Annotated in this window: 17 protein-coding genes and 2 pseudogenes; 5 read left to right on the forward strand and 14 right to left on the reverse strand. The window is 76.2% G+C overall.

Annotation, left to right across the window (positions count from 1 at the left end; translation table 11 throughout):
* Positions 1-226 precede the first annotated feature (226 nt).
* The 4 genes from BS72_RS15035 to purD form a co-directional block, all read right to left on the reverse strand.
* The gene (locus BS72_RS15035) at positions 227-1,129 is read right to left on the reverse strand and encodes a phosphoribosylaminoimidazolesuccinocarboxamide synthase (RefSeq protein WP_037911056.1); all 903 of its coding nucleotides are present in this window, start codon (positions 1,127-1,129) and stop codon (positions 227-229) included.
* Between the two features lie 185 nt (positions 1,130-1,314).
* On the reverse strand, positions 1,315-2,820 hold the full coding sequence (locus BS72_RS15040) for a N,N-dimethylformamidase beta subunit family domain-containing protein (protein ID WP_037911058.1): 1,506 nt from the start codon (positions 2,818-2,820) through the stop codon (positions 1,315-1,317).
* Positions 2,821-3,538: 718 nt separating this feature from the next.
* Positions 3,539-5,281 (reverse strand): hypothetical protein, encoded by a 1,743-nt coding sequence (locus BS72_RS15045; protein ID WP_037911060.1) that lies wholly within the window; start codon positions 5,279-5,281, stop codon positions 3,539-3,541.
* Positions 5,282-5,820: 539 nt separating this feature from the next.
* The gene (gene purD, locus BS72_RS15050; protein WP_037911062.1) at positions 5,821-7,086 is read right to left on the reverse strand and encodes a phosphoribosylamine--glycine ligase; all 1,266 of its coding nucleotides are present in this window, start codon (positions 7,084-7,086) and stop codon (positions 5,821-5,823) included.
* 363 nt (positions 7,087-7,449) lie between these two features.
* Here purD and BS72_RS15055 point away from each other — a divergent pair.
* Positions 7,450-8,243: pseudogene (locus BS72_RS15055) on the forward strand (SLATT domain-containing protein).
* A 170-nt stretch (positions 8,244-8,413) separates the two neighbouring features.
* Here the strand turns inward: BS72_RS15055 and BS72_RS15060 are convergent.
* Positions 8,414-9,061: a hypothetical protein gene (locus tag BS72_RS15060; RefSeq protein WP_037915947.1), complete on the reverse strand. Its 648-nt coding sequence runs from the start codon at positions 9,059-9,061 to the stop codon at positions 8,414-8,416.
* 245 nt (positions 9,062-9,306) lie between these two features.
* Positions 9,307-9,993 (reverse strand): GntR family transcriptional regulator, encoded by a 687-nt coding sequence (locus tag BS72_RS15065; RefSeq protein ID WP_037911064.1) that lies wholly within the window; start codon positions 9,991-9,993, stop codon positions 9,307-9,309.
* 498 nt (positions 9,994-10,491) lie between these two features.
* Here BS72_RS15065 and BS72_RS15070 point away from each other — a divergent pair, with 498 nt between their 5' ends.
* Positions 10,492-12,216 (forward strand): serine/threonine-protein kinase, encoded by a 1,725-nt coding sequence (locus tag BS72_RS15070; protein WP_322942258.1) that lies wholly within the window; start codon positions 10,492-10,494, stop codon positions 12,214-12,216.
* A 154-nt stretch (positions 12,217-12,370) separates the two neighbouring features.
* On the opposite strand, the gene BS72_RS15075 is transcribed toward BS72_RS15070, so the two are convergent.
* Positions 12,371-13,654: an adenylosuccinate synthase gene (locus tag BS72_RS15075; RefSeq protein ID WP_037911067.1), complete on the reverse strand. Its 1,284-nt coding sequence runs from the start codon at positions 13,652-13,654 to the stop codon at positions 12,371-12,373.
* A gap of 134 nt (positions 13,655-13,788) precedes the next feature.
* On the opposite strand from BS72_RS15075, the gene BS72_RS15080 reads away from it, so the two are divergent.
* Positions 13,789-14,613 (forward strand): diacylglycerol kinase family protein, encoded by an 825-nt coding sequence (locus BS72_RS15080; RefSeq protein WP_232792411.1) that lies wholly within the window; start codon positions 13,789-13,791, stop codon positions 14,611-14,613.
* A gap of 187 nt (positions 14,614-14,800) precedes the next feature.
* On the opposite strand, the gene BS72_RS15085 is transcribed toward BS72_RS15080, so the two are convergent.
* From BS72_RS15085 to BS72_RS35525, 6 genes are all read right to left on the reverse strand, one after another.
* On the reverse strand, positions 14,801-16,108 hold the full coding sequence (locus tag BS72_RS15085; RefSeq protein ID WP_078901379.1) for a cytochrome P450: 1,308 nt from the start codon (positions 16,106-16,108) through the stop codon (positions 14,801-14,803).
* On the reverse strand, positions 16,105-16,842 hold the full coding sequence (locus tag BS72_RS15090; RefSeq protein ID WP_051951928.1) for an MBL fold metallo-hydrolase: 738 nt from the start codon (positions 16,840-16,842) through the stop codon (positions 16,105-16,107). The genes BS72_RS15085 and BS72_RS15090 overlap by 4 nt, the downstream gene beginning before the upstream one ends.
* 114 nt (positions 16,843-16,956) lie before the next feature.
* On the reverse strand, positions 16,957-17,883 hold the full coding sequence (locus BS72_RS15095; RefSeq protein ID WP_107498795.1) for an NUDIX hydrolase: 927 nt from the start codon (positions 17,881-17,883) through the stop codon (positions 16,957-16,959).
* Positions 17,884-17,957: 74 nt separating this feature from the next.
* Positions 17,958-18,284, reverse strand: coding sequence for a DUF952 domain-containing protein (locus tag BS72_RS15100; RefSeq protein ID WP_037915958.1), 327 nt, complete (start codon positions 18,282-18,284; stop codon positions 17,958-17,960).
* 242 nt (positions 18,285-18,526) lie between these two features.
* On the reverse strand, positions 18,527-18,994 hold the full coding sequence (locus tag BS72_RS15105; protein WP_037911072.1) for a RidA family protein: 468 nt from the start codon (positions 18,992-18,994) through the stop codon (positions 18,527-18,529).
* Positions 18,991-19,155, reverse strand: coding sequence for a DUF4177 domain-containing protein (locus BS72_RS35525; RefSeq protein ID WP_107498797.1), 165 nt, complete (start codon positions 19,153-19,155; stop codon positions 18,991-18,993). The genes BS72_RS15105 and BS72_RS35525 overlap by 4 nt, the downstream gene beginning before the upstream one ends.
* A 277-nt stretch (positions 19,156-19,432) precedes the next feature.
* Between BS72_RS35525 and BS72_RS15110 the strand changes: the two are divergent.
* Together BS72_RS15110 and BS72_RS15115 are read left to right on the forward strand one after the other, a co-directional pair.
* Positions 19,433-20,440 (forward strand): annotated as a pseudogene (locus BS72_RS15110) (ArsA-related P-loop ATPase); the annotation flags it as partial.
* 302 nt (positions 20,441-20,742) lie between these two features.
* Positions 20,743-22,122, forward strand: coding sequence for an ArsA family ATPase (locus tag BS72_RS15115; RefSeq protein ID WP_037911074.1), 1,380 nt, complete (start codon positions 20,743-20,745; stop codon positions 22,120-22,122).
* Here the strand turns inward: BS72_RS15115 and BS72_RS15120 are convergent.
* Positions 22,104-22,436: a WhiB family transcriptional regulator gene (locus BS72_RS15120; RefSeq protein WP_037911076.1), complete on the reverse strand. Its 333-nt coding sequence runs from the start codon at positions 22,434-22,436 to the stop codon at positions 22,104-22,106. The two genes, BS72_RS15115 and BS72_RS15120, sit on opposite strands and share 19 nt — an antisense overlap.
* Positions 22,437-22,654 lie beyond the last annotated feature (218 nt).

Here is a 22,654-nt window from a genome sequence, read left to right on the forward strand (position 1 = left end):
GACCTGGGCGCCTTCACCTCTGACGCCTTCACAGGAAACGCTAGGGTCCGGATCGCCCCGGTTCGGTCATACCGGGGGCTGAAAGGCGCCGGAAGGGTGGTACCGCGGTACTACGCCGGGTCCGTACGGGGGCACGCCGGGGGACGTAAGGGCGGACGCCGAGGGACGGCCGGGGGGACACCAGGGGACGGCCGGGGGGAGCCGGCCGTCCGGAGGGGACCCGGCGTCAGCTCCAGGTGGAGCCGGTCAGCCGCTCGTAGATCTCGATGTAGCGGCTCCGGGACTCCGCCACGATCTCCTCGGGCAGGGCGGGCGGCGGCTGCTCGCTGTGGCGGTCCCAGCCGGAGGCGTCCGAGGTGAGCCAGTCGCGGATCGTCTGCTTGTCGTACGAAGGCTGCCGGCCGCCCGGCTTCCAGGCGTCGGCGGGCCAGAAGCGGGACGAGTCGGGGGTCAGCACCTCGTCGCCGATGACCAGGGTGCCCTCGTCGTCGTAGCCGAACTCGAACTTGGTGTCGGCGAGGATGATGCCGCGCTCGCGGGCGATGTCCCGCGCCCGGGAGTACACCGCGAGGGTGGTCTGCCGCAGCAGCGCCGCGGTCTCGGCGCCGACCTGCCGCGCCACCTCCTCGTACGAGACGTTCTCGTCGTGCTCGCCGACCTCGGCCTTGGTGGCCGGGGTGAACAGCGGCGTGGGCAGCTCGGAGCCGTCGACCAGGCCCTCGGGGAGCGCCAGCCCGCAGACGGTGCGGTCGTTCTCGTACTCGGTCAGCCCGGAGCCGGTCAGGTAGCCGCGCGCCACCGCCTCCACCGGCACCATCCGCAGCCGCCGGCACACCGTGGTGCGGCCGGCCCAGTCCGCGGGCGCGCCCTCGGGCACCTCGGCGGACAGCACGTGGTTGGGGACCAGGTCGGCGATCAGGTCGAACCACCACAGCGACAGCTGCGTCAGCAGCCGGCCCTTGTCCGGGATCTCCGTCGGCAGCACCCAGTCGTGCGCGGAGATCCGGTCGCTGGCCACCATCACCAGCTCGCCGCGCTCGTTCCGGTACAGGTCGCGCACCTTGCCGGTGTGCAGATGGACGAGACCGGGCACCTGGACGGGCTCGGGCTTCTCGACGAATCCGGACATGGGTGGTCCTCCCCACTCGGTGGTTCAGCCACCGATTCTCCCGTACGACGGCGTGCGGGCGCGCAACGGGCCTGGCCGGGCGCGTTCCCGGGAGGCGCCGCTGTCTCCGGCACCGCCTCCAGCGCTGTCTCCGGTACCGCCTCCGGTACCGCCTCCGGTACCGCCCGCCTCCGGCCCGGCCCGCTTCAGTCCCGCTTGCAGATACGGTCCAGCAGATTGGCGGTGGCCCGCTGGACACGGGCGTCCACGTGGCCGGGCCGGTCCAGCGCGGGCGACCAGGCGAAGGTGCCCGAGGCGAAGACCCACGCCCCGCTGGGCGCCCGGTACAGCGAGGTCTCCTGGTGGCCGGTCCGGCCGTCGCCCGCCGGGTACGGGGAGTGGGCCAGCAGGATGCGCTCGGTGCTCTCCGGCAGCGGGGTGCGCGGGAAGTAGTGGTCGGCCTCGCCCGCGACCAGGCCGGGGATCTCGTCGCCCTCGCCGGCGCCGGTGGCCTCCCACAGCCAGTGGCCGGCGTTCCGCACCACCAGCGGGGACGGCTGCGCCACCCGCCCGGCGTACTGCACGCCCAGCATCAGCTGCTCCGGCTCGCCCTGGTCCCGCCACAGCGCGCTGCGGCCCTTCGGCGCCTCGCCCTGGCCGCCCTCGGGGCGGCGCTTGCGGCAGCCCAGCAGCCGGTCCGGGTCGCCGGAGGGCGAGGGGGCCAGCGCCACCTGCCAGTACATGGTGTTGGCGGAGAGGAAGACCAGCGAGGTGCCGGCCTCCCGGGCCCGCTCCACCGCCCGCCGCATCGGCACCGACCAGTACTCGTCGTGGCCGGGGAAGACCAGGCCCCGGTAGCGGGTCGGGTCCACCCGGCCGGCGTGCAGGTCGCGCGCGTCGGCGTAGGCGAGGTCGTAGCCGTACCGCTCGGCGAAGCGGACGAAGTCGTAGGCGTGCCCGATGTGCAGCGGCAGCCCCGCGCCGGCGTAGGGGCGGTCGAAGGAGACGGTGGTGGCCGCCTCCTCCTCGCCGAGGAGCCCGCCCTCGTCGTTCCAGGCGTGGTAGAGGCTGGCGCCGGTGCGGCCGTCCTCCGGATAGAGGTTGTACGCCTGCCAGGTGATGTCGGGCAGCAGGAGCAGCAGGTCGGCGCTGGCCTCCAGGTCGCGCACGGTGAACGGGACGTGGCTGCGGTAGCCGTCGACGGTGGTGAGCACGGCCACGTACGCGCCGGCCTTCCAGTACGGGGGGACCTGGAGCCGCCACGACTGCCACCAGTGGTGGCAGGAGACGGTGCGGCCGGCCGCCAGCGGCGCGGGCTGGGCGATGCCGGACAGCCGCGGGCTCGCGCTGACCTGCGCGGCCCCGTCACCCGCGTAGTGGCCGATCCGGTAGACGTCGACGGTGTACTCCTGCGGCGGGTCGACGGTGATCCGGAAGTCGATCGCATCGCCCGGCGCCACGGCGCCGCCCGCCGCGAACCCCTTGATCTGCCGGTGCACGTCGTCGGCGGGCTGCGGGCCGGGCAGGTGCGAGCGGCGCGGCGGTTCGCCGGTGCTCGCGGTGAGGTCGACGTACCAGGGCACGACCTGCCCGTCGTCGTCGAGGTATTGGGGCTCGCCGCGCATCCACGGCAGAGGCCCCTGGCCGAACGGGTCGGACACCCCGTGCGCCAGCGCGCCCGACTCCCACCGCCGGACTTCCCCCATGCCCATCGGCCTCCCTCAACACCCCGCGTCCGCGCCCTCGAAGCGACGACGCGGCCTCCTGGCGCCAGCACATCACAGAAAGCTCCGCCCCCGTCATGTTTCGTACGGCTTGCCTCCGTTTCTCTCCGGCACCGCCCGATGTGCGCGGGTGCGGGCCCATTCCCCCGCAGGGCGGCGCGCGCCCGCGCCGCCGCGGTCCGGTGCGGCGCGGTGGCACGGCCGGCGGGTGCGCCCGGGGTGGCCGGCGAGGTGCTCCGGCCCTGCCCCGGTCGGGCGTTCTCGCTGGCAGGAGGCTTGCGGTGCGGGACCGGACGGGCGCCGGGGCCGGCTCCGCGCGGGCCGGACGGGCCCACCCGCCAGGGCCGCCGCCCGGTCGCGGCGACTCCGGCGCGGTGCCACCGCGGGTCGGCCGGACGGCCCGCGGCGGCCCTGGAGCCGAACCTCCTCGGGGGCGACCCCTCGTACCCTTGTCCGCACCCTTGCCCCGGTCCCGCGGAGCCGTGTGCGCCCGCGCGCTCCTGGGTCGGCGCCCGTCTCCGGGCCCGGGCGGGGCTCCGCTTCCGGGCGGCGGCGCACGGCGCGAGGGGACGGAGCGGGCATGTGTGCGGCGTGTGCGGCATGCGCACGGAAGGGTCGCGGGATACCCGGGATGGAGCGGGGGCGCGGACCGCGGAAGGGGCGCGCGGGCCACCGGCCGAAGGCGGCGCGGCGCGCGGGTCCGGCCTCAGGCCAGGCGGAGGGGTTTTTCGGCGCGGACGCCCAGCTCGACGAGGCGGCGGCGCAGCGGAGTCGGGTCCCCTTCCTCCGTCAGGCGCAGCACGAGGGCCGACAGGTCGCCGCAGCGGGCGCCGTCCAGGAGCAGGACCGGGCCGTCGAGCCAGTCCATGCCGGCGGTGGCACCGGCGGTGTCGACGGCGGCGCAGCAGACCACGGCCACCACGTGGTCGGCCAGCAGCTCCCGGCCGGTGCGCGGCGGCAGCAGCGGCGGTATCTCCCCCAGGCCGACCGGCTCGGCGGCGGCCAGCCGGGCCGCCTCCTCGCGGGCCGTCAGCGCGGCGATCCGCCCGGCCAGCTCCTCGGCGCCGCCCGCCGCCAGCTGGTCCAGGACCCTGCCGAGGGTGGCGCCACCGGTCTCCTCGCGGAGCCGGGCCCCGGCGGCCGGGCCGCCGAGGAGCAGCCGGCCGCCGCGTCCCGCCCCGGCGCCGGGCGCGCATCCCCAGCCGAGCCGTTCGCCTCCGCCCTCGGGGGCGTCGGCCGCGATGCCGGAACCGGGTGCCTGCGGGCGTACCTCGTCCAGCAGCCGTACCAGGCGGGCGGCGTCGGTGCGCCAGAGCCGGTCGACGACCTCCTCGGGGTAGGCCGCCCAGGCGACGGGCTGCCAGCCGGGGGCCTGCCGGGCCGGGCCGCCGTGGAAGATCCGGGCGGCCAGCAGGGACACCGCCTCGTCGATCGTGCCGGGCTCCTCCAGCAGGTCGCAGGCGGGGCGCTCGCCCAGCCGGGACTCGAAGCCCTCGGCGAGCCGGTCCCGGCGGGACAGCTCGGTCAGCGCGGCCACCACCCCGGCGTCCAGCCGCGAGGGCCAGCGGCCCAGCCGCCAGGCGGGCAGCGCGACCCGGGTGAGCAGCCGGTCCCAGCCCGCGTAGGCGAGGCCGACCTGCTCCTGCGCGACGATCCGCAGCCCGTAGTCGACCGCCTGCGCCCGCTCCGACGCGGAGGCGGCCACGCCCCGCTCCATCTCGGCGGCGGGCGCCCGGCAGCCGCTCAGCATCAGCCGGGTGGCCGCGCCGAGGACGGCGTACCCGGGGCGCAGCAGCGCCCGGCCGACCCGCGACGCCCGCGCCTCGGGGCGGGCGCCGGGGGCGCTCGGGGTGCGCCGCGCGGCGACGGCCGCCGCGGCGTCCAGCCCGCGCACGAAGCGGCGGGCGGCGGCTATGCCGGGGTCGGCCGCCGGGGCGGTGCCGGCGACGACGGGGGCGAGCAGGGCGCGCAGCTCCGGCACCCGCATCCACCACAGGAACGGCGAGCCGATCACCAGCACCGGCGCGACGTCCGGGCCGCCGCGCGGGTGGGCGGGTGCGCGCTGCTCCAGCCAGCTGTCGCAGTCGGGGGTGAGCTCTATCGCCGAGGGCGCGGGCACCTGGAGGCGGTCGGCGAGGTCGCGGACCATCAGGTAGAGGTCGGGCGCGGAGGACTCGGCGACCCGGACCGTCGGGCTGACCGCGGGCCGGGCCCGGGCCACCACCGCGGCCACCCCGGCGGCGACGGCCAGCACGACGAGGGCCGCGCCGGACACCCCCCAGCGCACGCCGTCCCAGACCTGGCCCTGCCAGCGCCCGGTGGCCCGGCCCGCGTGCAGCACCACGGCCGCCGCGGCCGGCAGCAGCGCCAGCGCCACCGCGGAGCCGCGCACCCGCAGCACCGCCGCGGCACGGGTGCGCGCGACGGCCTCACCGAGCTCTCCGGCCATCGGCGGGCACCCCCTGCGCTCGTGGCGGCCGCCCCTGCGGCGGCCTCTCCCCCACTTTCGCACCGGCCACGGACATCGCAATGCCGTACGGCTGATTGCCGCAACGCCCCGCGGTGCGCTTCCCGGGCACCCTAGTTGGGCCCTCGCGGCGAGTCAGCCGTATGGCCGAGGCATCACTCCTTGGAGTGGCGTTTCCGGCGGAAGCACCCGCGCGCCCGGTCTCGTCCGTCCGTGCCCGGACGCGATCACGGGCGGCCCCGGACCCGACCGGTCGCGACCTGCTCCGGGCACTTCGGGACGGCGGCGCCGCGGCACGGCGGCGGCCATCCGGCGGCGGCTCCGGCCCCGCGCCCGGTGAGCGGGCGGCGGGTACGCCGGACGGGGGCCGGGCACTCCGAACGGTGGCCGGGAACGCCGACGGGCTCCGGGCACTCCGGACAGGGGCCGGGAACACCGACGGCCCCGCACCGGCGTGTCCCCGCGGGCGGGCGGGGTGGACGTCGGGGACGGGGCCGTTCGGGCAGCGGCGGCGGGGGCCGTCAGACGCGGGCGGCCTCGGCGGCGATGTCGGTGCGGTGGTGGCCGCCGTCCAGGCCGATCCGGTCCACGGCGCGGTAGGCGCGCTCGCGGGCCTTGGCCAGGGTGGAGCCGGTGGCCGTCACCGACAGCACCCGTCCGCCGGCCGTCACGATCCGCCCGGCGTCGTCGCCGCGCGTCCCCGCGTGCAGGACGTAGGCGCGCTCGTCCTTCTCGGCCACCTCGTCCAGCCCGGTGATCGGGTCCCCTGTACGCGGGGCGTCCGGGTAGTTGTACGACGCGATGACGACGGTGACCGCCGCGCCGTCGCTCCACCGCGGCGCCGGGTGGCCGGCGAGCTGGCCGGTGGCGGCGGCCCGCAGCAGCCCGGCCAGCGGGGTGCGCAGCCGGGCCAGCACGACCTGGGTCTCGGGGTCGCCGAAGCGGGCGTTGAACTCGATCACCCGCACGCCGCGCGAGGTGATCGCCAGGCCGGCGTAGAGCAGGCCGGAGAAGGGGGTGCCGCGGCGGCGCAGCTCGTCGACGGTCGGCTGGAGCACGGTCCGCTCGACCTCCTCGACCAGCTTCGGGTCCGCCCACGGCAGCGGCGAGTACGCGCCCATGCCGCCGGTGTTGGGCCCCTGGTCGCCGTCGAGGGCGCGCTTGAAGTCCTGGGCGGGCTGGAGCGGCACCACCGTGGTGCCGTCGGTGATCGCGAAGAGCGAGACCTCGGGCCCGTCGAGGTACTCCTCGATGACGACCCGTCCGTCCCCGGTCCCGATGCAGGCCAGGGCGTGCGCCTTCGCCGCCGCCAGGTCACCGGTGACGACGACGCCCTTTCCGGCCGCGAGCCCGTCGTCCTTGACGACGTAGGGCGCGCCGAACGCGTCGAGCGCCGCGTCGACCTCGGCGGCCGTGACGCACACGTACGACCGGGCGGTCGGCACCCCGGCGGCGGCCATCACGTCCTTGGCGAACGCCTTCGAGCCCTCCAGCTCGGCGGCCTCCCGGGACGGGCCGAAGCAGTCGATGCCGCGCGACCGCACGGCGTCGGCGACCCCGGCCACCAGCGGCGCCTCCGGGCCGACCACGACGAGGTCGGCGCCGAGCCGCTCCGCGAGGTCGGCGACGGCGGTGCCGTCGAGCGCGTCGACCGGGTGCAGCTCGGCCACATCGGCGATCCCCACGTTTCCGGGAGCGCAGTGCAGCGAGGTGACCTCGGGGTCGAGGGACAGGGAACGGCACAGGGCGTGTTCGCGGGCTCCGCCGCCGATGACAAGGACCTTCACGCGCACCAGGGTAGTGGGCCGCCGCAGGCCAGGCCGCAGTCACTCGTCCGGGTGGTTTCCGTCAAGCTCCTATACCTGATCACACGGGGTCTTCCTGGAGTTTTTCCGGACATCACGCCCTGTGGCTCAGCCGTTCGGCGGTAAGAAAGGGTCTTCGGTCGGAAGGACGGACGGCGGGGCGCGGGTCGGGGCGGGGCGTTCAGGATCAGGGCTGTGCCGTCAGGGGGCGGGGCGGCCAGGAGGTCAGCACGGTCCGGGGGCCAGGACGGTCGGGCCGGTCAGGGAACGGACCGGGCGCGCGCCATGGGGACGGCGCGGCGGAACCGGCGGCGCGGCGGCGGAGGAACGGCGAGGGAGTGGCGAGTGAGCGAGCCCGGGACAGCCCCCGAGGGGGACGCCGCGCGGGAGGAGTCCAGGCGGCGCGGGCCCGGCTCCCCGCCCGACGAGCTGCCGCGCGAGGAGCCTCCACGCGGGCTGCCGCCGGGGTGGCGGCAGCCGGCGGACCTGCGGCCGCTGCCCTTCCCGCTGGGCGACTGGGCCCGGCCCGCCCCGCTGCTCGCGGAGGTGTACCGCTGGTCGGAGGAGGAGGCGCTGCGCACCGCCGACTGGTACCTGCGGGACCGCGCGGGCAAGCGCCGGGGTGCGCGGGCGCTGCGGGCCGGGGCCGCCGCCTCGGCCACCGCCGGCGCGGCCCTGCCGCTGGCCCAGCTCGCGGGGGCAGGGCAGCTGGCGGGCTGGGGCTTCCTCGCGCTGCTGCTGGCCGGCGCCTGCGTCGCCTTCGACCGGGCGCTGGGCCTGACCGCGGGCTGGATGCGGGACGTGGCGGCGGCGCAGGCGGTACTGCGCCGGGTCGAGGCGCTGCGGTTCGAGTGGGCCGCCGAGAGTGTGCGGGAGGTGCTGGGCCCGGCGGAGGGCACGTCCGCCGAGGCGGCCGAGCGCTGCCTCGGCATCCTGCGGCGGTTCGGCGAGGACGTGGCGGACCTGGTCCGCGCCGAGACCTCGGACTGGATGGCCGGCTTCGGCGCGGGCGCCGCCGCCGCTCCGCTGCGCGCCCAGGCGCCGCCCCGGCGGGACCCCGCCCTGCCGCACCGCGCCAGCCGCAGTTCGGCGCCCGCCCGACCATGCCGCGCCAGCGCCCGCCGGAGTCACCGCGCTGACCGGCGCCGACCGGCGCCGACCGGCGGCGGGCACGGCGTCGAACGTCCCGGGACGCACCGGGCCGGAGGACGCGCGGGGCCGGGGTGAGCCGGGCCGGGGGTTGGACAGCCAGGGGTCGGACAGGCCAGGGGCGAGCCGGGTCGGGGCGGCGCCGGGGGGCAGCCGTCCGTCAGCTGAACACGATCATGGAGCCCTGGCCGAGCGAGCGGGTGGCGGCGGCGTGCAGGGCAAGCCAGACGTGGTGCTCGCGGGCGAACGGCCCGGTGAGCGCGGGCGCCAGGGCGGGCTCCTCCAGGCTGGTGTGCCGGGACGGCGGGGGCGGCGGCGCGGGCGGGTTGGCCGGGTTGATACCGATCACGGGGGCGACGAACTCCAGCTCGCGCAGCAGCCCGTGGCTGGAGCCCAACGGCCCGCCCCCGGACATCAGCTCGTCGTTGGCCACCGGGTGCGGGAAGTCCAGCGGCACGTAGGCGCCGGCGTGGTCGTAGTGCCACACCAGGTGCGAGGACTGGGCGGTGCCCTCGAACATCTCCAGCAGCTGCTCGTAGTCGCCGCCGAGGGCGTCGACCGGGGTCACCTCCAGCTGTTGCAGGGCGAGCAGGTAGGCGCGGCGCAGGAAGTGCAGGGCGTCGTAGTCGAAGCACGCCACCGGCGCCACGTCGCCGGACAGCCCCGGCATGTAGCTGAAGACGGGTACGGGCGGCTGGCCGGCCTCGGTCAACACCTGGTCGTAGCGGGCCAGTTCCTCGGCGAAGGGGTTTTCCGGGCTGTGGCAGAGCACGTCCACGAGCGGCACCAGCCACACGTCACAAGCCACCTGCACTCCATCCGTTCGTGGGCGATCGGCCTCGGGCCCGTGGCACGAGGCCCTTGGCGCGGGGTTCCGCGGCGCGAGGCTCCGCGGCACGGGGCTCCCCTCCACGGGGTTCCGCGGCGCGGAGTCCGTGCCACAGACCCTAGTAGTCCCCTGCCCGCCCCGACACGCCCGGAATCAGCGGGCGCCGCACCAGCGGGCGCCGGGCTTCCGGCGGGCACCCGGAGAGGCCGGGGCCGACCGCCGGTTCAGGGGCGGGCCGGAGCCAGCCGCTCCACCAGGGCCCGGGTGTGGGCGGTGCTGGCGCGGGTCAGCCGCAGGGTGCCGGCGGTGTCGCAGGCGGCCACGGCGTCGACCAGCGCCACGTGCTCCGACCAGCACAGGTCCGTCAGGTCCGGCAGCGCGCGCAGGTGCGGGACGGCGTAGATCCACGCCTGGGTGCGCACCCGGTCCAGGAACTCCACGAGGTGCGGGTTGCCGCCGAACCCGGCCAACTCCCGCCAGAACCGCAGGTCGCAGCCGACCAGTACGTCGAGGTCCCCGACCCGGGCGGCCCGCGCCGCCGCCTCGGCCCGGCGCCGTACGGAGGCGAGGCCCTCCGCCGGCAGGGGGCAGATCCCCTGCTCCCGCATGCGGTTGAAGGACGCCTCGACGACGAGGGCGCGCGCCTCCGAGAGCGAGTGGAAGTCCGCCGCGGTGAACCGCCGTACCTGGAAGCCGCGGTGCTGCTCGACCTCCAACAGCCCCTGGGCCGAGAGGTCGACCAGCGCTTCCCGGACGGGCGTCGCGGAAACGCCGTAGGTCTCCGCTATCTGACGGACGGTGAAGTGCCGTCCGGCCTGCATCCGCCCCGTCAGGATCTCGTCGCGCAGGGCGTCGGCGATCTGCTGGCGCAGGCTGCTGCGCCGTACCAGCGGCTCGTCGCCGTCCCGCATCCGGCCTGCCTCCAGTTATCGGTTCCGACGCCCGGCGGGAGCCCCGGGGCGGGGCCCGCCCCGGGCCGCCGCTGTCCGCCGCGGCTCCGCCACACGATAGGCGAGGTCCGCGCCCTCGTGCGCACGCAGGAGGGGTCGGGCGGCTGCTGGACGGGGTCGCGCCACGGGCTCCGGGACTGCCCCGGGGGCCGCCGGCGCCGGTGCTCCCGCGCCGTCCTCCCCCCGCCGTGTGGTCCCCGCGTCCGCTTCCGCTTCCGGCTCCGCCGGAGGAGCGAACCGGGCGGGCGGGGCAGAGCCGGGGCGCGGCCGGTACGCCCGGATGCCTGTGCGCATATTCTTCGCGCAGGCAGTCGTGCGGACAGTCGGCCGGTGGCCGGACGGGCGGCCGACGGCGGCTCGGGCCGCACCGGCGGGCCGGACGGGCGGGACAGGCTGGACGGCGGCGGACGCGGACGCCGAAAGGGCGTCGGCGGCGCGCGGACGGGGCGGTGCGGGGCGGTGACGGACGTGAACGGGGACGCCGACGGGGGCGCGAGCGCGGGCGTGGCCCGGTACGGCACGGGACGCGGGGCGGGCCTGGACGGGTTGAGGGACGACGACCCGCGGTGGATCGGCGGGTACCGGCTGCTGGGCCGGCTCGGCGCCGGCGGCATGGGGCGGGTCTACCTCGCCCGGTCGGGCCGGGGGCGGACGGTCGCGGTGAAGCTGGTCCGGCCGGACCTCGCCGAGGGCGGAGAGTTCCGCGACCGCTTCCGCCGCGAGGTCCGCGCGGCGCGGCGGGTCGGCGGCCGGTGGACGGCGCCGGTCCTGGACTCCGACACCGAGGCGGACCTGCCGTGGGTGGCCACCGGCTACGTGCCCGGACTGTCGCTGCGGCAGATCGTCAAGGAGTACGGCCCGCTGCCGGAGCCCGCGGTCCGGGTGCTGGCGGACGGCCTCGCCCGCGCCCTCGCCGACGTCCACGGCGCGGAGCTGGTGCACCGCGACCTGAAGCCCTCGAACGTGATGATCACCATCGACGGCCCGCGGGTGATCGACTTCGGCATCGTCCGCGCGCTGGAGACGACGGCCGAGGGCACGCTCACCGCGACCGGCGCGCTGGTCGGCTCGCCCGGGTTCATGGCCCCCGAGCAGGTGCGCGGCGAGCCCGTCACCCCGGCGTGCGACGTCTTCTGCCTCGGCCTGGTGCTCGCCTACGCGGCGGCGGGCCGGCCGCCCTTCGGCTCGGAGGGAAGCGGCGTGCACTCCCAGCTGTACCGGATCGCGCAGGAGCCGCCGGACCTGGAGCCGGTGCCCGAGGGCCTGCGCGCGCTGGTGACCGCCTGCCTCGTCAAGGCCCCGGCCGGCCGTCCCTCCCTGGAGGAGGTGCACGCGCTGATCGGGCCGCTGCCGCAGGAGGGCGGCGAGCCGTGGCTGCCGGCCGCGATCGTGGCGCGGCTCGGCCGGCACGCGGCACGGCTGCTGGAACTGGAGGCCGAGGCGGAGTCGGCTCCGGAGCCGGGGACCGAGCAGCCCACGCGCGAGCAGCGCCCTGCCCCGGAACCCCCGGAAGCCCGGGAAGCCGCAGGGCCTCCGGAGCCGTCGGACCGCGCCGCCACTGCCGCCACTGCCGCCACTGCCGTGACGCCGCCCCGACCGGCCCGCGAGGCCCGCGCGCCCGGGCGGCGCCGGGCCCTGGTCGCCGGACTGGCCGTGCTCGCCGTGGTCGCGGGCGGGACGGCGGCGTACGTCGCCGTCCACGGGCGCGGAAGCGGCGGCCGCCCGGCCGCGGGCGCCACCGGGCCGGGCACCGCCGCGCCCTCGCGCGCCTCGGCCGCCGCCTCGTCGGACACCTCGCCGACCTCGGCGCCGGGCGCCTCGGCCGGCCCGTCGGACGCCGCCGTGCCCGCCGACCTGGTGGGGACGTGGCGCACCTCGTTCAGCACCGTCCCCGCGGCCGGGACGGACGGCACCGCCGGCACCAACGTCCGGACGCTGACCATCGACGGCGACGGCGACGTCCGGCTGACCGGCACCGGCACGGCGTACGTCTGCGCGTGGCGGATGCGGGTGACCTCGCTCGGGCCGCCGGTCGCGCTCAGCTCCTCGTCGGTGGTGAGCGGCGACCCCGTCTCGTCCTGCTCGCCCGGCGCCCCGACCACGCTGGACCTGCTCGACTCCGGCCACCTGCGCCGGGACACCGAGGACGGCAAGGCGCCGCTGACGTACACCCGGGTCGGCTGACCCACCGGCCCCGCCCGCGCACGGGCCCGGCCGCCGAAACGCCGCCGGGCCCGGCCACGCCCCGTACGAGGGGAGCGGCCGGGCCCGGCGGACCGGACGGAGCAGGCGACCGGCCGGCTCAGCCGGTTCAGCCGGCTCAGACGGCTCAGACGGCTCAGACGAAGGGGTTGATCTCGATCGTCTCGTACCGCCCCGGGCCGACACCGATCGCGGAGATCGGCGCGCCCGACATCTCCTCCAGCGCCTTCACGTAGGCCCGCGCGTTCTTCGGCAGGTCCGCGAGGGACTTGGCCTTCGAGATGTCCTCCGTCCAGCCGGGCAGGTACTCGTAGACCGGCTTGGCGTGGTGGAAGTCGGTCTGGCTGTACGGCAGTTCCTCGACCCGGCGGCCGTCGACCTCGTACGCGGTGCAGACCGGGATCTGCTCCCAGCCGGTGAGCACGTCGAGCTTGGTGAGGAAGAAGTCGGTCAGGCCGTTGACCCGGGTGGCGTAGCGGGCGATGACCGCGTCGAACCAGCCGCAGCGGCGGTCGCGGCCGGTGGTGACGCCGTACTCGCCGCCGATGGTGCGCAGCTTCTGGCCGTCCTCGTCGAACAGCTCGGTGGGGAACGGTCCGGCGCCCACACGCGTTGTGTACGCCTTGAGGATGCCGATCACCCGGGTGATCTTGGTCGGGCCGACGCCGCTGCCGGTGCAGGCCCCGCCGGAGGTCGGGTTGGACGAGGTGACGAAGGGGTACGTGCCGTGGTCGACGTCGAGGAGCGTGCCCTGGCCGCCCTCCATGAGCACGACCTTGCCCTCGTCCAGCGCGTTGTTCAGCACCAGCGTGGTGTCGGTGACGAAGGGCTTGATCTGCTCGGCGTACTTCAGGTACTCCTCGACCACCTGGTCGGTGGTGATCGCCCGCCGGTTGAAGATCTTCACCAGGATCTGGTTCTTGTCCTGGAGCGCCGCCTCGATCTTCTGCCGGAGGATCGATTCGTCGAACAGGTCCTGCACACGCACGCCGACCCGGTTGATCTTGTCGGCGTAGGCCGGGCCGATACCGCGCCCGGTGGTGCCGATCCGCCGGCTGCCGAGGAACCGCTCGGTGACCTTGTCGATGGTCTGGTGGTACGGCGTGATCAGATGGGCGTTGCCGCTGACCAGCAGCTTCGAGGTGTCGACGCCTCGTTCGTTGAGTCCGCTCAGTTCGGACAGCAGGACCGCGGGGTCGACGACGACACCGTTGCCGATCACGGGAACACAGTCCGGTGACAGGATTCCGGAGGGGAGGAGGTGCAGTGCGTACTTCTGGTCGCCGACGACCACGGTGTGGCCGGCGTTGTTGCCGCCCTGGTAACGCACCACGTAGTCCACTGACCCGCCGAGCAGGTCGGTGGCCTTCCCCTTGCCCTCGTCGCCCCATTGAGCGCCGAGCACCACAAGTGCGGGCACAGGCGTACACCCCTTCCGGGCGGGGCATGTCCAACGTGCAGAGAGCCGTCGACCCTGCCCCGGAATAGACGAAGCCCCTGACGCAAAGGCGCAAGGGGCTCTTGCACCGAGATTTTACCTGAGGAAGGACCAAGGTGTCGGCTCACGTCCCGGCCGAGCATCCTCTGCTCGTGGTCATCGACCCCGCCGCCCGCGCCGCCGACGGCGAATCCGTCCGGATCGCCAGGGACGTGCTGTGTGCCGGGGCGGCCTCCGTGAAGATCGCCTTCCCCGAGTCCGCGGCGGAGGCCGAGCACCTGCTCGCCCACCGGGGCCGCCGCCATCCGGTGCTGCTCGGCGACGACGCGGCGCTGGTCCGCACCCTCCAGGCACTGCGCCGCGAGGGCGACCCGCGGGGCTCGGCGCTGTCCGTGGTGCCGATCGGGCCGCGCTCGGCGCTCGCCCGCGAGCTGGGCGTGCCCGTGCAGGTGCCGGCCGCCGCCCGCGCGGTGCTGGACGGCGTGCAGCGCGAGCTCGGGCTGCTCCGCGACGACAGCGGCGGCATCGTGCTGGGCACGCTGAGCCTGCCCTACGGCATCCCGCTCGCGCACACCGCGGCGCACTGGTGGACGCCGGTGGAGAAGACCGCCCGCTCACTGGTGCGCACCCTCACCGCCCCGGTGGCCGTGAACGGCAGCCCGCCGCCGCGCCGGCAGCGGCTGCGGGTGGAGGCCGACGGGGTGCTCCTGGCCGACCTCGACGAGCCGGTGCACGAGGTGTCGGTGCGGCCCGCCCCGGGCACGGCCGAGATCTGCGTACGGCGCACCCCCGAGGCCACCCAGCTGCGCACCCGGGCCCGCACCATCACCGTCTCCGGCCGGGACTTCCGCTACCGCGCCGACTCGGCCGTCACCGGCCCGGTGCGCACCCGCACGTGGACGCTGGAGCCGTCGGCCTGGCGGCTGACCGTCCCGCGCTGACCGTCCCGGAGCTCGCGCCCCGCACTGCCCGCCCCGCGCCGACGGTCCGCGCCGACGTCCCGCGCCGGACCGTCCGCGGAGCCGACCGCGGAGCCGACCGCGCGGGCTCCGCCGACGTCCCGGCCGGCGGAACCTGCGCCCGGTGGGGACCGTCACCAGGTGAGGACCCTCACCAGGGTGAGCACCGTCACCAGGTGACCCGCAGCTCCTCCACCCCGCGGATCACGTAGCCAGGCCGCCACGCCGGCTCCGCGGCCAGCCGCATGCCGGGGGCGTCGCGCAGGAACGCCTCGAACGACGCGGCCAGCTCCAGCCGGGCCAGCGGCGCGCCCAGGCAGTAGTGGATGCCCGCGCCGAAGGACAGGTGGCGGTTCCCGGCGGCGGGCCGGGTGAGGTCGAACCGGTCCGGGTCGGTGAAGCGCGCGGGGTCGCGGTTGGCGGAGCCGAAGAGCAGCGCCACCTCCGAGCCGCGCGGGATGACGGTGCCGTCGATCTCGATGTCGTCCAGCACCCACCGCTCGAACATCTGGAGCGGCGTGTCGTAGCGCAGCAGCTCCTCCACCGCGTCCCGCACCGCCGCCGGGCGGTCGGCGGCGGCGTCGAGCCGGGCGAGCTGGTCGGGGTGGCGCAGCAGGTGCAGCCAGCCCAGGACGGTGGTGTTGACGGTGGCCTCGTGGCCGGCGTTGAGCAGCAGCACGCAGGTGGAGACCATCTCCTGCTCGCTGAGCACGTCGCCGTCGTCGTGGGCGGCGATGAGGGCACTGATCAGGTCGGTGCCCGGAGCGGTGCGGCGGGCGGCGATCAGCTCGCGCAGGTAGCCGGAGAACTCCTCGCTGGCCCGCACCGCCCGGCGGGCGGTCTCCTCGTCCGGGTTGAGCTCGAACATCCCGGTGATCGCCGCCGACCAGGGCCGCAGCAGGCCGCGGTCGGCGGGCGGCACGCCCAGCATCTCGGCGATCACCGCGACCGGCAGCGGTTCGGCGACCCGGGCGAGCAGGTCGCCGCCGCCGTCCGCCCGCAGGTCGGCGACGAGTTCGCCGGCCAGCCGCCGCACGGTGGGCGCCAGGTCCTCGACCATCCGCGGCGTGAACGCCTTGGCGACCAGCCGCCGGATACGGGTGTGGACGGGCGCCTCCAGGTCCAGCAGACCGTTGCCGTTGAGGGTGGTGAACGGCTCGTGCCCGGCCGGCGGCGGGGTCTGCCCGAACTCCTCGTGGCTGAAGCGGTGCTGGTAGGAGCGGCCCAGCCGGCGGTCCCGCAGCAGGGCGCTGACGTCGTCGTGGTGGGGTATCAGCCACTGCCGGCTGGGCTCGTACCAGAGCGCGCGGCCGGCCGCGCGCAGCTCGGCGTAGGCGGGGTACGGGTCGGCGACGAAGGCCGGCGACCAGGGGTCGAAGCCGGTGCCGGCGGGCACGGCGGTGCCGGCGGGTGCCGTGGCGTCGGCGGCCGCTCCGGAGGAGGGTGCTTCAGAGGAGGGGGCGGGTGCGTGGTTCATTGCAGGTCGATGATCCCGTGTTCGTGCAGGTAGTCGAGCTGGGCGCGGACCGAGAGCTCGGCGGCCGGCCACAGCGCGGGGTCGGTGTCGGCGTAGACGCGGGCGACCACCTCGGCGGGGCCGCGCAGCCCCGACTCGACGGCGGTCTCGACCTGCGCCAGCCGGTGCGCGCGGTGCGCGAGGTAGAACTCGACGGCGCCCCGGGCGTCGGCCAGCACCGGGCCGTGGCCGGGCAGCACGGTGTCCACCTCGGCCTCCACCGTCAGGGCCTGGAGCCGCCGCAGCGTGTCGAGGTAGTCGCCCAGCCGGCCGTCCGGGTGCGCGATGACGGTGGTGCCGCGGCCCAGCACGGTGTCGCCGGTCAGCACGGCGCCGTCGGCCGGCAGGTGGAAGGAGAGCGAGTCGGCGGTGTGCCCGGGGGTCGCCACCACCCGCAGCTCCAGCCCGCCGGTGGTGACCGTGTCGCCGGCGGCCAGGCCCTCGTCGCCCAGCCGCAGCGCGGGGTCCAGGGCCCGCACCGGTGTGCCGGTCAGCTCGGCGAAGCGGGCCGCGCCCTCGGCGTGGTCGGGGTGGCCGTGGGTGAGGAGGGTCAGGGCCGTGCGCCGGCCCTGCCGCTCGACCGCGGCGGCCACCCGCGCCAGGTGCGCCTCGTCCAGCGGCCCCGGGTCGATGACGACGGCCAGCCCGGAGTCCGGCTCCGCAACGATCCAGGTGTTGGTGCCGTCCAGCGTCATCGGCGACGGGTTCGGCGCCAGCACGCACGTCGCGCGGGCGGTGGCCGGCCCGCCGACCGTGGGGCGCGGCCGGCCGGGGGCACCGCGGCGTCGCTCGTCCCGCTCACGTCCGGCTCACCGGACCTCCCGGCCCAGGTCGTCGCGGCCCGGCCAGGTCAGCACGACCCGTCCGTCGCCGTCCAGGTCGGCACGGGCGAGCACCGGCGCGAGGTCCCGCCCGGGTGCCGCGGCCAGCGCCTCGGCGGCGGAGCCGTACGGCAGCAGCGCCCGCAGCGTGGCACGGGTCGGCGGCAGCATCGCGAGCTCGCCGCGGGCGTGGCCGGCCAGCGCGTCGGCCGGGCGCAGCCACACCGTGCGGTCCGCCTCGCCCGACACGTCGCGGGCGTCCTGGCCGGGCGGCAGGACGGCGAGGAAGAACCACGTGTCGTAGCGGCGCTCCTCGAACTCGGGGGTGACCCAGCGGGCCCAGGGCGCCAGCAGGTCCGAGCGCAGCACCAGGCCGCGGCGGGCCAGCAGGTCGGCGAAGCCGAGCTCGTGCGCGACGAGGGCGGCGCGGTCGGCCTCCCAGGCCGCGCCGGAGGTGTCCCCCGCCACCCGGCCGGGCAGCGCGCCTGCCACGGTGCCGTGGCCCGGGGCCGTTCCGGCGCCGGGGCCGGAGCCCTGTCCTGTTCCGGGACCGGCCAGCAGCACGCCGGCCTCCTCGAACGTCTCGCGGACCGCCGCGCACACCACCGCCTGGGCGCGGGCCTCGGGGAGGCCGAGCAGCGCGGCCCACCGCTCCAGCGGCGGCCCGGCCCAGCCCACCGGGCGCTCGTCGCGCGGGTCGACGCCGCCGCCGGGGTAGGCGTACATGCCGCCGGCGAAGGCCATCGAGCCGCGCCGCCGCAGCAGGTGCACCTCGGGTCCGGGCGGCCCGCCGGGGACGGCGTCCCGCAGCAGCAGCACGGTGGCCGCGGGCCGGGGCACGGCGGGGGCCAGCTGGCCCGCGGCCAGCGCCCTCACCCGTTCGGCCCAGCCGGCGGCGGGGTCGGCGCCCTTCATCGACGTCATGGCCGGAGCCTACGTGGCACCGCCGATTTGTTCGAGAGGATGGCCGGACGGGAGCCCGTCCAGGATCAGGACGAGGACCAGGGCCAGGGCCGGACCTCGACCACGGCCTCGGTCCGCAGCGGCCCGTAGATGTGCGGGAAGTCCTCCGCCCCCGGCACCGGCGGCTCGAAGCGGAGCGGCACGTCCAGCAGCGCGGGGTCGATCACCAGGACGACCAGGTCGTCGCGGACGGGCGGGTCCCCGTAGAGCAGCGCGGCCACGGCGGGCAGCTGGTGCGGCAGGGAGCAGTGGATGAACCCGACGTCGCCGAGGGTACGGCCGCGGGTGGAGCTCTCGTAGACGCCGCTCGCCCTGGCCTCGTCCCACAGGGCGCGCTCGGTCACATGGAGCAGCGGGCCCTGGGGCGGCTCCTGATGCTCCCCGGGCTCCCCCGGCTCCCCGGGCTTCTGCGGCTTCTGCGGCTTCTGCGGCTTCTGCGGCGCCCTCGGCTCCTCCGGCCCGGGGGTTCCGGCGCGCCGGGCGCTCTCGTCGTCGGCCATACGGCCACGCTACGGCTCCGCGCGCCGGGTGGCACACCCGTTTCCCGCCAGGACGGACGGGCCGGGCGGTGCCGCCCGGCCCGTCCGTCCCACGGTCACTCCGACAGTTCGACGATCATCTCGACCTCGACCGGCGCGTCCATGGGCAGCACGGCCACCCCGACCGCGCTGCGGGCGTGCACGCCCCGGTCGCCGAAGACGGCGCCGAGCAGCTCGCTCGCGCCGTTGACGACGCCCGGCTGCCCGGTGAAGTCGGGCGCGGAGGCCACGAAGCCGACGACCTTGACCACCCGGACCACCCGGTCCAGGTCGCCGGCCACCGAGCGGACCGCGGCGAGCGCGTTGAGCGCGCAGGTGGCGGCCAGCTCCTTGGCGCGCTCCGGGGAGATCTCGGCGCCGACCTTGCCCGTGGCGGCCAGCCGGCCCTCCACGATGGGCAGCTGGCCGGAGGTGTGGACGTAGGCGCCGGAGCGCACCGCGGGCTGGTACGAGGCGAGCGGCGGGACCACCTCGGGCACCACCAGGCCCAGCTCGGCCAGGCGCGCGGAGACGGTGCCGCTCACGCGGCCTTCTCCCGCTTGAGGTACGCCACCAGCTGCTCCGGGTTGTTCGGGCCGGGCACCACCTGGACCAGCTCCCAGCCGTCCTCGCCCCAGGTGTCGAGGATCTGCTTCGTCGCGTGCACCAGCAGCGGCACGGTCGCGTATTCCCACTTCTTCGCCATGGCGCGACTCTAGTGCCTCTCCCGGCAAGGTCTGCCCCGGTCGCGGCACTGGCGCCCCCGCCCGCCCCCACCCGCCCCGGCCCGCGCCGCCCGCCGTCCGCCCGCCCGCCGCCAGCCCGGCGCGCCCGCGCCTCACCCGCCCCGGCCGTCCCGCGCCACGCCCGCCCGGCGCCCTCGGGTGGACGCGCCGTACCGTTCCTTCCGCCGCGCCACCACGTCCGGGCGGCAACAGGCGGCCGGGGCGGTGGGCGGGCCGCCGAATGGTTAGGCTCGCAAGGTGAGCCCTCAACAGTCATCAGCCGTCCGGCTCCATGTGGTGACCGGCAAGGGCGGCACAGGCAAGACGACGGTCGCCGCCGCGCTGGCGCTCGCCCTGGCGGCGGAGGGCCGCCGGGTGCTGCTGTGCGAGGTCGAGGAGCGGCAGGGCATCGCCCAGCTCTTCGAGACCGAGGCGCTGCCGTACGAGGAGCGGCGGATCGCCTCGGCCTCCGGCGGTGGCGAGGTGCACGCGCTGGCCATCGACGCCGAGCTGGCGATGCTCGACTACCTCGACATGTTCTACAAGCTCGGCCGGGCCGGGCGGGCGCTGCGCAAGCTCGGCGCGATCGACTTCGCCACCACCGTCGCCCCCGGCCTGCGCGACGTGCTGCTCACCGGCAAGGTCTGCGAGGCGGTGCGGCGCAAGGACAGTGCGGGCTGGCCGGTGTACGACGCGGTGGTCCTCGACGCCCCGCCGACCGGCCGGATCACCCGCTTCCTCAACGTCAACGACGAGGTGGCCGGGCTGGCCCGGGTGGGCCCGATACACAACCAGGCGCAGGCGGTGATGCGGGTGCTGAAGTCCGCGCAGACCGCGATCCACCTGGTGACGCTGCTGGAGGAGATGCCGGTCCAGGAGACCGTCGACGGGGTGGCCGAGCTGCGGGCGGCCGGCCTGCCGGTGGGAGCGGTGATCGTCAACATGGTCCGGCCGGTGCTGCTGGGCGACGGCGAGCTGTCCGAGGTCGCCGAGGCGGGCGGCGCCGCGGTGGGCCGGCGGCGGGCCGCGGTGGCCCGCGCCCTGTCGCAGGCCGGCCTGGGCGGCGCGCGGCGCGGCGGGGTGGCCGAGCGGCTGGTCGACCCGCTGCTGGCGCAGGCCCACGAGCACGCCCAGCGGGTGGTGCTGGAGCGCGACCAGCGCGCCGAGATCCTCGGCCTGGGCCTGCCGGTGCGGGAGCTGGAGCTGCTGGGCGACGGGGTCGACCTCGGCGGCCTGTACCGGCTGGCGGAGAGCCTGCGCAAGCAGGCGGCGGCCGCGGCCGGCCCGGGTGGCGGCTACGGGGGCACGGCCGCGGCGGACGGCGGCGCCGGCGGCCTGGACCCGGTCGCGTCCACCCCGCCCGCCGCGCACAGCGACGACCCGGCGGACGGTACCGACGACGCCTGGGTCGAGGAGACCGCCGACGGCGTCGAAGACACGGGAGACGTGGAAGGCGCCGAAGGCGCGGAAGGCGTAGAAGAGGACGGCCCGGGGAACGAAGGCCGAGGCGGCGCCGGGACCGGCTCCGGGGTCCCCCGAGGCGCGGCGCCCGATGGAGGGTCGGACGGATGAGCCTGCAAAGCCCCCTGCTGGAGGTCGATCCCCTGCTGGACGACCCCAAGACCCGCATCATCGTCTGCTGCGGTTCCGGCGGTGTCGGCAAGACCACGACCGCGGCCGCGCTCGGGGTGCGCGCCGCCGAGCGGGGGCGCACGGCGGTGGTGCTCACCATCGATCCCGCGCGCCGGCTCGCCCAGTCGATGGGTCTGAGCGAACTCGACAACACCCCGCGCGAGGTGGCCGGAATCGATCGGTCGGCCGGCGGCTCGCTGCACGCGATGATGCTGGACATGAAGCGGACGTTCGACGAGGTCGTCGTCCAGCACTCCGACCCCGAGCGGGCGCGGGCGATCCTGGAGAACCCCTTCTACCAGTCCCTGTCGGCCGGTTTCGCGGGCACGCAGGAGTACATGGCGATGGAGAAGCTCGGGCAGCTGCGGGCCCAGGACGCCTGGGACCTGATCGTCGTCGACACCCCGCCCAGCCGCAGCGCCCTGGACTTCCTGGACGCGCCCAAGCGGCTCGGCTCGTTCCTCGACGGGCGGTTCATCAAGCTGCTCATGGCCCCGGCGAAGGTCGGCGGCCGGGCCGGGGTGAAGTTCCTCAACATGGGGATGTCGATGATGACCGGCACCCTGAGCAAGGTGATGGGCGCCGGGCTGCTGCGGGACGTGCAGACCTTCGTGGCCGCCATGGACACCATGTTCGGCGGCTTCCGCAGCCGGGCCGACGCCACCTACCGGCTGCTCCAGGCGCCCGGGACGGCGTTCCTGGTGGTGGCCGCTCCGGAGCGGGACGCGCTGCGGGAGGCCGCGTACTTCGTGGACCGGCTGGCAGCCGAGGACATGCCGCTGGCCGGCATGGTGCTGAACAGGGTGCACGGCAGCGGGGCGGACCAGCTCACGTCCGAACGGGCCCTGGCGGCGGCGGAGGCGCTTGAGGACGTGCGGGCGGAGGCGCGCGCGGCGGCGGAGGGGGCCGCGGAAGGCGGCACAGCGGGTGCGGAGGGCACGGCGCGTACGGCAGCCACGGCGGGCACCGGGAAGGCGTCCGGCGCCGGGCGCGGCGCGGGCAGGGCCGGAAAGTCCGGGCGGGGCCGCATGGTGGATCAGCCGGACGGGCAGACTGACGGGGGCGGCGGAGGCAGCGCGGACAGCGCGCCGGACCCCGGGGACAGCGCGGAGCTGCTCGCCGCGGGTCTGCTGCGGCTGCACGCCGAACGGATGCAGGTGGTCGCGCGCGAGCGGCGCACCCGCGACCGCTTCGTCTCCGTGCACCCCGAAGTGCCCATGGTCGACGTCACGGCGCTACCCGGCGACGTACACGACCTGGAGGGGCTGCGGGCGATCGGCCTGCGTCTGGGCGGCGGTCAGCCGGCCGCGGCGTAGTCCTCGTCGTCCCCGAGCGGAAGCATTCCGGTGCTCCGCTCGTACTCCGTGCGCGCGGTCTCCAGGAGCCGGCGCCATGAGGTCACTGTCGGGCGGCGGCGCAGCAGGGCCCGCCGTTCACGCTCGGTCATCCCACCCCATACGCCGAACTCGACGTGGTTGTCGAGCGCGTCCGCCAGGCACTCGGTCCGCACCGGGCAGCCGGTGCACACCGCCTTCGCCCGGTTCTGGGCCGCGCCCTGGACGAACAGTTCGTCCGGATCAGTCGTCTTGCACGCTGCCTGCGTGCTCCAGTCGGTTACCCAGCTACTCATGCTGGCGCCGTCCTCTCCCGAATCGAGGCTCCCCCACGGCGGCAACCGGCATATTCACCGGTGCCAGTTGAGGACGTTACGGAAGGTAGGCGCGGCGCAACAGCCCTTTCAGGCCCAATCTTGCATGGCCCGAATGGACTATGTGTGCGCGGTAGATCACTCATCGGAGTGAGGGCGCCTTCGCCGCACGGAATCGGCGAAAAAGCGACGATCCACCC

The organism is Actinacidiphila yeochonensis CN732, assembly GCF_000745345.1.
GTDB classification, from domain to species: Bacteria; Actinomycetota; Actinomycetes; order Streptomycetales; family Streptomycetaceae; genus Actinacidiphila; species Actinacidiphila yeochonensis.

Excerpts from the sequence above, each read along its gene's own strand:
- BS72_RS15035 (WP_037911056.1), bottom strand. The coding sequence starts at position 1,129 with ATGTCCGGATTCGTCGAGAAGCCCGAGCCCGTCCAGGTGCCCGGTCTC.
- BS72_RS15040 (WP_037911058.1), bottom strand. The coding sequence starts at position 2,820 with ATGGGCATGGGGGAAGTCCGGCGGTGGGAGTCGGGCGCGCTGGCGCAC.
- BS72_RS15045 (WP_037911060.1), bottom strand. The coding sequence starts at position 5,281 with ATGGCCGGAGAGCTCGGTGAGGCCGTCGCGCGCACCCGTGCCGCGGCG.
- BS72_RS15065 (WP_037911064.1), bottom strand. The coding sequence starts at position 9,993 with ATGCGGGACGGCGACGAGCCGCTGGTACGGCGCAGCAGCCTGCGCCAG.
- BS72_RS15085 (WP_078901379.1), bottom strand. The coding sequence starts at position 16,108 with ATGAACCACGCACCCGCCCCCTCCTCTGAAGCACCCTCCTCCGGAGCG.
- BS72_RS15090 (WP_051951928.1), bottom strand. The coding sequence starts at position 16,842 with ATGACGCTGGACGGCACCAACACCTGGATCGTTGCGGAGCCGGACTCC.
- BS72_RS15095 (WP_107498795.1), bottom strand. The coding sequence starts at position 17,883 with ATGAAGGGCGCCGACCCCGCCGCCGGCTGGGCCGAACGGGTGAGGGCG.
- BS72_RS35525 (WP_107498797.1), bottom strand. The coding sequence starts at position 19,155 with ATGGCGAAGAAGTGGGAATACGCGACCGTGCCGCTGCTGGTGCACGCG.
- BS72_RS15115 (WP_037911074.1), top strand. The coding sequence starts at position 20,743 with ATGAGCCTGCAAAGCCCCCTGCTGGAGGTCGATCCCCTGCTGGACGAC.
- BS72_RS15120 (WP_037911076.1), bottom strand. The coding sequence starts at position 22,436 with ATGAGTAGCTGGGTAACCGACTGGAGCACGCAGGCAGCGTGCAAGACG.